The 11,561-nt window shown below is 54.3% G+C and carries 11 protein-coding genes; 6 read left to right on the top strand and 5 right to left on the bottom strand.

All coding sequences use genetic code 11. From position 1 onward, the window contains the following. Nucleotides 1-6: 6 nt before the first annotated feature. The 3 genes from accA to tilS all read left to right on the top strand — a co-directional run bounded on the left by accA (nucleotide 7) and on the right by tilS (nucleotide 2,789). A complete protein-coding gene (gene accA / locus AU511_RS06775; RefSeq protein ID WP_094109199.1) occupies nucleotides 7-966 on the top strand; it encodes an acetyl-CoA carboxylase carboxyl transferase subunit alpha in 960 nt (319 codons plus the stop codon). A 103-nt stretch (nucleotides 967-1,069) separates the two neighbouring features. Then, nucleotides 1,070-1,459, top strand: coding sequence for a VOC family protein (locus AU511_RS06770; protein ID WP_094100871.1), 390 nt, complete (start codon nucleotides 1,070-1,072; stop codon nucleotides 1,457-1,459). Further along, nucleotides 1,449-2,789 (top strand): tRNA lysidine(34) synthetase TilS, encoded by a 1,341-nt coding sequence (tilS, locus tag AU511_RS06765; protein WP_240503781.1) that lies wholly within the window; start codon nucleotides 1,449-1,451, stop codon nucleotides 2,787-2,789. Before AU511_RS06770 ends, tilS begins: the two co-directional genes overlap by 11 nt. A gap of 64 nt (nucleotides 2,790-2,853) precedes the next feature. Here tilS and rof read toward each other — a convergent pair whose 3' ends face one another. Together rof and AU511_RS06755 are read right to left on the bottom strand one after the other, a co-directional pair. After that, on the bottom strand, nucleotides 2,854-3,114 hold the full coding sequence (rof, locus tag AU511_RS06760; protein WP_094100869.1) for a Rho-binding antiterminator: 261 nt from the start codon (nucleotides 3,112-3,114) through the stop codon (nucleotides 2,854-2,856). Continuing rightward, a complete protein-coding gene (locus tag AU511_RS06755; protein ID WP_094100902.1) occupies nucleotides 3,101-3,301 on the bottom strand; it encodes a YaeP family protein in 201 nt (66 codons plus the stop codon). Before AU511_RS06755 ends, rof begins: the two co-directional genes overlap by 14 nt. Before the next feature lie 211 nt (nucleotides 3,302-3,512). Here AU511_RS06755 and AU511_RS06750 point away from each other — a divergent pair, with 211 nt between their 5' ends. After that, the gene (locus tag AU511_RS06750; protein ID WP_094109197.1) at nucleotides 3,513-4,055 is read left to right on the top strand and encodes a YaeQ family protein; all 543 of its coding nucleotides are present in this window, start codon (nucleotides 3,513-3,515) and stop codon (nucleotides 4,053-4,055) included. Between the two features lie 150 nt (nucleotides 4,056-4,205). Continuing rightward, a complete protein-coding gene (locus tag AU511_RS06745; protein WP_167372005.1) occupies nucleotides 4,206-4,598 on the top strand; it encodes a copper resistance protein NlpE N-terminal domain-containing protein in 393 nt (130 codons plus the stop codon). Nucleotides 4,599-4,957: 359 nt separating this feature from the next. Here AU511_RS06745 and mutS read toward each other — a convergent pair whose 3' ends face one another. The 3 genes from mutS to AU511_RS06730 form a co-directional block, all read right to left on the bottom strand. Beyond that, nucleotides 4,958-7,516, bottom strand: a complete 2,559-nt coding sequence (gene mutS, locus AU511_RS06740; RefSeq protein WP_100059650.1) for a DNA mismatch repair protein MutS — start codon at nucleotides 7,514-7,516, stop codon at nucleotides 4,958-4,960. Between the two features lie 597 nt (nucleotides 7,517-8,113). Continuing rightward, nucleotides 8,114-8,506 (bottom strand): DUF943 family protein, encoded by a 393-nt coding sequence (locus AU511_RS06735; protein ID WP_094109196.1) that lies wholly within the window; start codon nucleotides 8,504-8,506, stop codon nucleotides 8,114-8,116. Between the two features lie 45 nt (nucleotides 8,507-8,551). Further along, on the bottom strand, nucleotides 8,552-8,815 hold the full coding sequence (locus tag AU511_RS06730) for a DUF943 family protein (RefSeq protein WP_094109195.1): 264 nt from the start codon (nucleotides 8,813-8,815) through the stop codon (nucleotides 8,552-8,554). Between the two features lie 579 nt (nucleotides 8,816-9,394). On the opposite strand from AU511_RS06730, the gene AU511_RS06725 reads away from it, so the two are divergent. Next, nucleotides 9,395-11,053, top strand: a complete 1,659-nt coding sequence (locus tag AU511_RS06725; protein ID WP_094109194.1) for a methyl-accepting chemotaxis protein — start codon at nucleotides 9,395-9,397, stop codon at nucleotides 11,051-11,053. The last annotated feature ends 508 nt before the right edge of the window (nucleotides 11,054-11,561 follow it).

The raw sequence follows: 11,561 nt of genomic DNA, 5'->3' as shown, positions 1-11,561 counted from the left end.
ATTACTATGAGTCTGAATTTTCTTGATTTTGAGCAGCCGATTGCAGAGTTGGAGGCGAAAATTGACTCTTTGACCGCCGTCAGCCGTCAAGACGAAAAATTGGATATAAACCTGGATGAAGAGGTTAAGCGTCTGCGCGAAAAAAGCGTAGAACTGACGCGTAAAATCTTCGCCGATCTGGGCGCATGGCAGGTTGCTCAACTGGCACGTCATCCTCAGCGTCCTTACACGCTCGACTATATCAAACGCGTTTTCACCGATTTCGATGAGCTGGCAGGCGACCGCGCCTACGCTGACGATAAAGCGATCGTTGGGGGCATTGCGCGTCTGGATGGCCGTCCCATGATGGTCATCGGCCACCAGAAAGGCCGTGAAACCAAAGAAAAAATTCGCCGCAACTTCGGTATGCCGGCGCCGGAAGGTTATCGCAAAGCGCTACGTTTGATGGAGATGGCCGAGCGTTTCAAAATGCCGATCATCACTTTCATCGACACTCCGGGCGCTTATCCGGGTGTGGGCGCGGAAGAACGCGGCCAGTCTGAAGCGATTGCCCGTAACCTGCGTGAGATGTCCGAATTGAGCGTTCCCATCATCTGCACCGTCATCGGTGAAGGTGGCTCCGGCGGCGCGCTGGCGATCGGCGTGGGCGATAAGGTCAACATGCTGCAATTCAGCACCTACTCCGTGATTTCCCCTGAGGGCTGTGCCTCTATCCTGTGGAAAAGCGCGGACAAGGCGCCGTTAGCCGCGGAAGCGATGGGCATTATCGCACCGCGTCTGAAAGAACTGGGCTTGATCGACACGGTGATCCCCGAACCGCTGGGGTCCGCACACCGCGACGTCGACGCTATGTCGGCATCGCTGAAATCTCAGCTGCTGGCCGACCTGCGTGAGCTGGATGCGTTCAGCGATCAGGAACTGTTGAATCGTCGTTACCAGCGGTTGATGAACTACGGCTACTGCTGATTGTTCTCTCCGTCTGAAAAAGTCCGTGGTCAGCAATGACCGCGGACTTTTTTGTTATGATGGCCCTTATCCTTTCCTCTTACCGTGGTTGCCGGGAATCGCTATGCTGAAACTTCAAGGAATTCATCATATTGCCATCATTGCATCTGACTACGAACGGAGTAAGCGCTTCTACTGCGACCTGCTGGGATTCACCCTGCAGCACGAGATTTACCGTGCCGCCAGAGACTCCTGGAAGGGCGATTTGGCGTTGAATGGCCAATACGTCATTGAGCTGTTCTCTTTCCCGGGGGCGCCTTCGCGCGTGAGTCGTCCCGAAGCTCAGGGGCTCAGACATCTGGCCTTTGCCGTGGATGATATCGACCAATCGGTCCGCGAGCTGGCCCGCAGGGGCGTAAACTGCGAGCCTATTCGTATCGATGAAGAGACCGGGCGACGCTTCACCTTCTTTGCCGACCCGGATGATTTGCCGTTGGAATTGTATGAACGATAATGCCTCTGCTCGTATTGATGAGGTTCTATTAAACGCGGTCGAGCGTCAGGTGACGTCCGGCGACCGCTACCTGCTCGCCTACAGCGGCGGGCTGGACTCCACCGTGCTGCTCCATCTGCTGGTGACGTTACGCGAACAGCGCGGGTTTTTGCTGCGGGCGGCGTATGTCCACCACGGACTTAGTGAGTTCGCCGACAACTGGTCATTGCACTGCGCGAGGCAGTGTGCCGCCTGGGATATCCCGTTCAGTACTCTGCGGGTGAAAGTGGAGGCGCAGCAAGGGGGGATTGAAGCGGCGGCCCGCGAGGCGCGCTATCAGGCCATTCGCCAACATCTATCCCCGGAAGAAGCGCTGCTGACGGCGCAGCATCTCAACGATCAGAGTGAAACTTTCCTGCTGGCACTCAAACGGGGCAGTGGCCCCGCGGGCCTGTCGGCGATGGCATCGTCGACACCGTTCGGCGAGCGGACTCTTTTACGACCGTTGCTGAACTGTAGCCGCGCTCAACTTGCCGAGTATGCGGCGTATCACGGCCTGAAATGGATCGAAGACGACAGCAATAGCGACGATCGCTTTGATCGCAATTTCCTGCGTCGCCACGTTTTACCCGTTTTGACGCAGCGTTGGCCTCATTTTCCGACGGCGGTCTCACGTAGCGCCAAGCTCTGCGCGGAACAAGAGCAACTGCTGGATGAGTTGCTGGCCGAGTCACTGCAATCGCTTCGCCGCTCTGACGGCGGATTGTCGATTACGGATCTCGACTCTTTCAGCCCGCAGCGGCGCTCCGCACTGTTGCGGCGTTGGCTGGCGGCTGAGGGTGTGCGGATGCCTTCGCAGGAGCAGCTACAGCGGTTGTGGCAGGAGGTGGCACTCTGTCGGCGGGACGCGGAACCGCAGTTGATGCTGGGACAGTGGCAGATTAGACGTTTTCGCGATTGTTTATATGTTTTGCCGCTGTGTGCGTCGCTCCGAGAGGCCGTTTTGACTTGGGACCCGCCGTCAGCGCCTTTGGCGCTTCCCTCAGGGCTGGGATCGCTGGTCTTGGGGGCTCAGGGGATTGCGGTGCGCCGTCCGTATCCCGACGAAGCAGTAACCGTTCGCTTTCATGCGCAGGGAAAATTTCATATCGTCGGGCGCGAACACGGGCGCCAGATAAAAAAACTGTGGCAGGAGCTAGGGATTGCGCCCTGGTTGAGGGAGCGGACACCGTTGATCTTCTACGGCGAACAGCTTATTGCGGCGGTGGGAACGTTTGTCACGCGTGAAGGGCGTCCCGAGTCGGAAGACACGGCCTGGCGTATTGCCTGGCATCCTGCTTCTCTGCCGTAATAGGGTTTTTGAAGTGAAAACGGACAACCAGGTTGTCCGTTTAAATTGGCAGGAAAAAGTTCGGTCAGGGTTCGCTAACCAGGATTTTACCTATTTCGGGATGGCTGAAGCTGAGGATATGGTCAAGCCGAACTTCTCTGACATCGCCCGCATCATCAAGCAGCAGATATTCGACGTGCTTGCGTGAGATGATGTCAGAGGCTTTGCCGGACACGACTTCACCGTTACGCAGTTCCACCGTCAACGTCAGGTGCTGTTGGCAGGTGGCTTCAAGATTGTCGTAATCATCACAATTGATGGGTTGATATTCATTACTCATTGACATAATCGCTCACCAATAAGTTAGCGGCGGCATAGGCCGCCTGTTCCCTGACTGAGGACGGTAAATCGCCGTTTAGGGCAATTTCGTCCAGGGTTTTCAATACACAACCCAGTGCATCGGGTAGATAACCCAGGTCACCGCTGGCGATCTCTGCATAGAGACGACGTACTAATTCACCGTATTTTTGCACTATACCCTCCCTAAGAGCCAGCTTGGTAGCCTTCATAATGACGTCACCGGAGGTGGTAAGCCTAAGAAGAAAATGAATGCTATCTTGCCAGCCGACTATAGCATAGGCATTGACCGGTTATCAGTATTATGCCCGAGGTGTAAGACCAACGCCGGGGTGTGAGGCACGACGGTTCTCCAGTACACTGTCGGCCCCAACCAAGAGGTGAAACATGGCGTTAAAAGCAACGGTGTACAAAGCGGCAGTCAATATTGCCGATATGGACCGCCATTTTTTTCACGATGCCGCACTGACGATAGCGCAGCATCCTTCCGAAACCGATCAGCGAATGATGCTGCGGCTGCTGGCGTGGATTTGCCACGCCGACGAGACATTACGGTTTACGAAAGGACTGTGTGCCGACAACGAACCTGAAATCTGGCGGCACAGTGACGATCAGCAGATTGAGCTGTGGATCGAACTGGGATTGCCGGATGAAAAGCGTCTAAAGAAAGCATGCAGCTTGTCGCGCGAGGTGGTGTTATATGCCTACAACGAGCGCGCGGCGCGAGTCTGGTGGCAAACGATGGCGGATAAAACGGCGCAGCTTTCCAACCTGACGGTGCGTTTTCTGGATGATAAACAGCTGATGCAGATGACCACTCTGGTCGGGCGTAACATGTCGCTGCAGGCTACCTTGCAGGAAGGCACCATCTGGTTATCGGACGCTCAGAATCATCTGGAAGTCGTTTTTGATGACTGGAAAATTGCGTAGCAATAGGGATGATCGCTATTCAATCAGGCCATCCTTTCCTTCGTTTCTGCGCTAAACGGGTGGCTGTGTCGAGGGTCGCAGTCACGTTTAACGCATGCGAAACAGACCTCGCTCGTAGCGATAGATGCGCAGAAAAGCAGGGAGATTATGATGCATAAGCTGATCATCAGCAGTGTCTTGATGTTCGGTCTGTCGGGGCTCATCGGCTGCCATTCTCATCCGGCCGTTCAGTCTGAGTCGCTGCAGCCGATGGCGCAGCATTATCGGGGATCGTTACCCGATAGCCGGACTATTGCGCTGTATCTTGACGCCGACGGTAGCTTCGTTCTGAAGACGCATGTGGCTGATGGCGGAGGGCATCCCCTGCGCCGGCTAGAGAAAGGGCAATGGCAACGCACCGCGGATAAACTGGTGCTCACAAACTCCCACGGGAGCAAGCGTTATTTTTTGGCGAAAAATGATGATTTGACGGTACTAGATGATAACGGCCGCCCGTTGCGCTCCTCTCAGCAATACCGCCTGTTTGCCGTTAATCCTGCATAATATCGGAGCGGAGACGCGCCAGTCTTATCGCTCGCCCCGCATCAAATGCCAACAGGGGAGTAAACCGAGGGTGAGATAACTTCGTTTTCCAGCGCTCAAGACAGCCCCCGTCGTCGGCTTCATCTTGCGCTGAGACATCCCCTATTTTCTACGTCAGAGCTTTCCCCACATAGCAATTTCCTGAACTGGCGGGTTTGTTTTCCCCGTATGACTCGCAAAAAGGGTTCGCTGGCCTGAGTTCTGAAGGAGGACGGGGCGGGGATGAAAACAGGGCGTCAATGAATCAGCGGGCGACGTTGGGATAGGCGGAGAATAGTCACGGCCGCCATGCGACGGCCGTACTGCGTTTTTTCTTCGATTTACAGCATCTTTTTTAACTGATAGAGCCAGTCAAGCGCCTGACGGGGCGTGAGCATATCCGGGTCGAGCGTTTCCAGCGCTTCAATCGCGGCAGGCGACTCCTCGGGAGCCAACAGCATCAACTGCGCCCCGTCGATGTGGCTGCTCGACGCGTTATTAGACAGCGTTTCCAGCTCTTTCAGTTTTTGACGCGCGCGTTTGATCACGTCCTTCGGCACCCCGGCCAGCGCCGCTACCGCCAGTCCGTAGCTCTTGCTGGCGGCCCCGTCCTGCACGCTGTGCATGAAGGCGATGGTATCGCCATGCTCCAGGGCATCCAGATGGACATTGACGACGCCTTCCATTTTCTCCGGCAGATTAGTCAGCTCGAAGTAGTGGGTGGCGAACAGTGTCATCGCCTTGATCTTGTTTGCCAACGTTTCCGCGCACGACCAGGCCAGCGATAGGCCGTCGTAGGTTGACGTACCTCGGCCGATCTCATCCATTAGCACCAGACTGTGTTCCGTCGCGTTATGCAAAATATTGGCGGTCTCCGTCATTTCGACCATGAAGGTGGAGCGCCCTGACGCCAGATCGTCCGCGGCGCCGACGCGGGTGAAGATACGGTCGACCGGGCCGATGACGGCCTGCTCAGCCGGTACATAGCTGCCGATATGGGCCATCAGTACGATCAATGCCGCCTGACGCATGTAGGTGCTTTTCCCGCCCATATTCGGACCGGTGATGATCAGCAGGCGGCGCTGTGGGGACAGCGACAGCGGGTTGGCAATAAACGGCTCGCTGAGCACCTGCTCTACGACGGGGTGACGGCCGCCGGTGATCTTGATGCCGGGACGATCGCTTAGCGTCGGGCAGACATAGTTAAGCGTGTCCGCGCGCTCCGCCAGGTTGCTCAGTACGTCCAGTTCCGCCAGCGCGCTGGCGCTTTGCTGCAGCTCCGCAAGATGGGGGAGCAGGATGTCAAACAGCTGGTCGTACAGCGCTTTCTCCAGCGCCAGCGCCTTGCTTTTAGAGGTGAGCACCTTGTCTTCGTACTCTTTCAGCTCGGGGATGATATAGCGCTCGGCGTTTTTCAGCGTTTGACGGCGCACGTAGTGCATCGGCACCAAATGGCTTTGACCGCGGCTAACCTGGATGAAATAGCCGTGCACGCCGTTGAAGCCGACTTTCAGCGTATCAATACCGAGCTTTTCGCGTTCACGGATTTCCAACTTGTCCAAGTAGTCGGTGGCGCCTGCGGCAAGGCTGCGCCACTCGTCCAGCTCTTCGTTGTAGCCGGCAGCGATAACGCCGCCGTCCCGTACCAGAACCGGCGGCGCTTCCACCACCGCGCGTTCCAGCAAATCCCGCAGTTCGTCGAACTGCCCTATCTGGCTGGCAAGACGCTGAATCGCATCGGCATCGATCGATGACAGCAGGGCATGAATGTCCGGCAGCTGATGGAAAGCATGGCGCATTCTCGCCAGATCGCGCGGACGCGCCGTGCGCAGCGCCAATCGCGCCAGAATACGTTCCAGATCGCCGACCTGACGCAGAAAAGGCTGCAATTCCACGGCCAAATCCTGCAACGCGCCGATGGCCTGCTGACGCTGCGTTAGCGTCTGAACATTGCGGCTTGGCATGTGCACCCAACGTTTCAGCATCCGGCTGCCCATCGGCGTCACGGTGCAGTCCAACACGGCCGCCAGCGTATTCTCAGGGCCGCCGGATAGGTTCTGCGTCAGTTCGAGATTACGTCGCGTCGCGGCATCCATAATAATGCCGTCCTGCTGACGCTCCATGGTGATGCCCCGAATATGCGGCAGCGAAGTGCGCTGCGTATCTTTGGCGTATTGCAGCAAGCATCCGGCGGCGCGCAGTCCGAGCTTGGCCTGTTCGACGCCAAAACCCGTCAGGTCGCGCGTACCAAACTGCAGATTCAGCTGCTGACGCGCTGTATCCAGTTCAAACTCCCACAGGGGGCGGCGGCGTAGACCGTTGCGATGCTCAATCAGGGACATCAATTCAAACGTTTCGGGATAGAGCAATTCAGCTGGATTGGTGCGCTGCAGTTCGGCGGCCATGCTTTCTGAATCGGCGGGTTCCGCCAGTCGAAAACGCCCTGAGCTGATGTCCAGCGTGGCATAACCGAATCCGCGACCGTCCTGCCAGATCGCCGCCAGCAGGTTGTCCTGACGCTCCTCAAGCAGCGCCTCGTCGCTGATGGTGCCCGGCGTCACGATGCGCACAACTTTGCGCTCTACCGGCCCTTTACTCAACGCAGGGTCGCCAATCTGTTCGCAGATGGCGACGGACTCGCCCAGTTGCACCAGCCGGGCCAGATAGTTTTCCACCGCATGATGGGGAACGCCCGCCATCGGGATAGGCTCTCCCGCCGAGGCACCGCGTTTAGTTAATGAAATATCCAGCAGCTGCGATGCCCGCTTGGCGTCATCGTAGAACAGCTCGTAAAAATCGCCCATGCGGTAGAACAACAGGATTTCCGGATGTTCTGCTTTCAGCCTCAGGTACTGCTGCATCATGGGGGTGTGGCTATCGAGGTTGTCGGTGGTTTTCATGCGGTTATTTTCATAATCCATTGGATTTACGTTCGATTGTGATTTTTTGTTGTTCTTGTAGGGCATCACTGGTGGATCGCAGCGTTCTGCTGAACGTGTTCGTCTCGAAGTCGGAAAGCGACGTCTGCCTATTTATCTGCGGGCCATCATAGCGGAGCGCGTTCGACAGGAAAACAGCTCAACAAAACGTTCTCGCACAAGGCCAGCAAAGTGATGAGCCTTCAGACCAGATCCCCGTTGACTCGAAAGGAAATAGCAGGCTAAAAAAGCATCGGCGACAACGGATATTGCGACCTTTATTGAGCGCTATACTAGCTCAGCGACCTGCAAACGGACACCGCTAAAAGCGGGAAGCGTCCCGCAAACCTTGCGTGAAATGACATGTTTGGAATTCTACAACAGGCGTTCATCCGTAATGACGGGGTAGGGCGGCGACAGTGCAAAAGTAAAAAAAACAAAGCAGATTGAGGGAAGCTTGACGCGGCCATCGTCTGCAATGACTGCGCAGATTGTGGATATTGGGGCTTTTTGCGACGTGGTTCATTCACACTATTTCCCACGGACGCTTACTCAACGTGGCTTCCCCCTGAGTCTTATCTACCAATAAAACTGCCCTGTATTTTGGCTACTACCCACGGTCATTAGGGGCGCTTTGTGTATACATGCGGCTTCCGTTTTCATGTCGTCAAAGCACAACAAATCATTATCTTCTTCTCTATTTCCGTCTATTTGATAGCCATCACCGAAGTCCTGAATATAAACGCGATAATCCCCATCACTCAGCTTATGAGGAATACCATATTTCTCCTTCATCATGTCCTTGTGGGCTTCCCACCAGGCAATCTGGCGCTTTTTTAGGTGTGGAAAATGTTTGACTAGTACGATGTCGCCATCATGCACGGCTACGATTTCCACGGGAGTTAGGTACTGCCAGAGTAAATAACCACCGGCTGCGGCCGCGATAACGCCAGCTATGATTCGCTTGTTCATATTGTTTCCCTGCATTTTCAATAGGGGCTTGTCTATAAGGAGTATTTAACGGTAGAACTGCCCTGTGTTTTTACTCCGGCCTACCCACATCAAAGGTATCTTTTCGATACATTTTTCCTCGGCAATCATATCGTCAAAACAAAGTAAGTCAGTATCTTCGTCTGTACCTCGATCAACACGGTATCCTCCATCAAATCCAACAATAAACACGCTGTAGTCATTGACGATGCCCCCACGCTGCAGGCGCCGATGACCAAAATCAGTGCGTCGACCAGCAAAGTGGGCAAAGGCTATTTTCTCTTTGTACATGGCTCGCAGATGTGTCGATATGCTTGGGTTTCTCAGTGTGTCATTTCTTTATTCGCCCTTCAGGCCACACTTTGCCGATGCGTTGATTGTTCGTTGAAGCAGGGCGCTATGCTAATCGTATATGCTGCTTTTCCGCGTCGTCTCATCGTGTTTGTGCTGAGAAAACGTGTAGCTCAATGAATATGTGTTGAATAATACCCTGCGTGAAAGATAAATATTTCTTTATTATGGGTTGTGGTATTTTACGCTGCCCTGCGGCAGCTGTTTAAATGAGTTTTTTGATTAAATTTTGACTCAACCTCTCTCTCATCGGATGATGATATAGGTAATAATTTCAAGGCCTTTCCGAATTAACTCCGTATTAAATCCTATCTAAAAAACCGCCGAATCATGCGTAATTAATAATTTTATCTTTTTTATTCAATAACTTTATTGGGTTTTGTTGATCTTGGTTGGGTTTTTAATGAAAAGTCAGCCACAGCGCATGTTTACCGTCTTGGCGAGCTTAACTACGTGCTTTTTCTGCCGATAGTCATGATGTCGGCAATATCGTTATTTTGCTCATATACAGGACTCAATATGTCAATCAAACGCTTCTCTCTCATTGTTCTTGCTTCACTTTTACTTATCTTTTTCGCCAGTACGCTTTCAAATGTGTGGATGCTGATACGCAGCAACAATTCTTTGGATAGCGTGAATAAAGAAATACGCGTCGTGCTGTCGGTCATTGACCCCATCAACCACAGCCGCACTATGCGCGTTCGTATCATGGAATATATGGAGGATATGGAAAAAGGGGGTGGTCAGAATTCCCAGTCGATGCTTGAAGGCGTGAATGCCGTTATGGCGAAAGCGGATGCGGCGTTTCAGTCTTATCTGAATGCACCTAAACAACCGTCGGAAGGTCCACTGGCCGACGCGTATCGCTCGGCCTATCTCGCTTACCGTCAGGATGGATTGCAGCCTCTGCTGGATGCGGCGGCCAAAAATGACGAGCCCACATTCTACGCGCAGCTGGCGGTGGTGAGAAAGCTAGATAGTCAGTACGAAATCGCGCTGGATAAGCTCTTAGAATTCCGTGAGCAATATGCCAAAAATCTGAATCAGGATGCACAGAGTAACTTCACCTTCTCAATGACGCTGATTGTGATCTTCGCCGTGGTGTTTATCGCCATCATTGCCGGGATGATGATCCTACTGAAGCGCTTCGTTCTGGATCAATTGGGTATTGCCAAAGATCACTGTAGCCAGATTGCCAATGGTCATCTGGAGACCACGGTAAATGCGCATTTGAAAGGTGAGATTGGCGATCTGATGCGTTCGATGGAACAAATGCGTCTTTCACTGGTGCAAATTATCGGGCAGGTGCGCGACTCGAGCTACACCGTCGCTCATGCATCTCAGGAAATTGCGGCGGGTAATATCGATCTGTCTTCCCGTACCGAGCAGCAGGCGTCCGCGTTGGCGCAAACGGCGGCGAGCATGGAAGAGCTGGGCGCGACCGTTAAGCAGAATACAGCGAACGTCTATCAGGCGACGAGCCTGACGCAGGACGCGGTCAAAGCCGCGCAGGAAGGCGAGAAGGTGGCGAAAGAGGTGGGAGATACCATGCTGGGCGTCACCGCCAGTTCGAAGAAAATCGAGGACATTACCAGCGTCATCAATGGCATTGCATTCCAGACCAACATACTGGCATTGAACGCCGCGGTAGAAGCGGCCAGAGCCGGAGAACAAGGGAGGGGATTCGCCGTGGTGGCCGGTGAGGTCCGCAATCTGGCGCAGCGCAGCGCTCAGGCGGCAAAAGAGATAGGCGGGCTGATCAGCGAATCGGTGAACGGCGTGCGCATAGGGTCGGAGCAGGTCACGAAGACCGGCGAGGCGATGTCTGCCATCATCACCTCCATTACGCGTATCAACGATTTAATGGGGGAAATCGCCACGGCATCCGATGAACAGAGCCGCGGCATTGGTCAGATAGAACAAGCCGTGACGGAAATGGATGGCGTCACGCAGCAAAATGCGGCGCTGGTTCAGGAATCCGCCGCGGCCGCCTCGTCGCTGGAAGAGCAGGTAAATCATCTGACTCACGCGGTCTCTTCTTTCAAACTTCCCACCAATGAAAACACGCTGTTACGGCCCACACTAACCAAAAGAACGTCTTCCTCCTCCAGCGTCAAAGCGCTGCCTTCAAGCACCGGCAGTAAAAAAACGGGCGGGGATAACTGGGAAAAATTCTAAAAAACTGGCGCGCCAATCACTCACCGCCGCTGAGTTTTCCGACGCTGCGGTGGTGACCCAGGAAACGGGCCTTGCCGTATAAGGAATATACGGTCGGCGAAAGGGTAACCGGGGGCCGACAAGTGATTGGCGCAGGGCGTTGCGGACACAAGCCCCGTGGCGTCCGCCTGCCGGCGCTTGTTCTCTGTTCCGTTCTTTTATCTTCTCTTTCCCCCATGTCCACGATGCCTGTCGGCAAGCCTCTGATCGCAAGCGATACGTCTGCCCAGTGGTCACTCACGCCCCACCGCGGGGAGATATGGCCGCCACACTATCGTTCGCCGCTTAGGATATCCATGGCGTCGGCGGCTATTAAGAACGGTGAATCACAGGGGACTGGTCATTAATTTCTCCGAACAGCCGGGAAATAACCTAAACATTTTTTATTAACGCAAGATGCAGGCAGCAATGAATGCTGCATTTTTCATCAATAGAATGAATAAAAAAAGGGCCCGACTAATTCGTATAA

Source organism: Lonsdalea iberica, from assembly GCF_002111585.1.
Taxonomy (GTDB): domain Bacteria; phylum Pseudomonadota; class Gammaproteobacteria; order Enterobacterales; family Enterobacteriaceae; genus Lonsdalea; species Lonsdalea iberica.
This window is presented reverse-complemented; position numbering and strand designations above follow the sequence as displayed.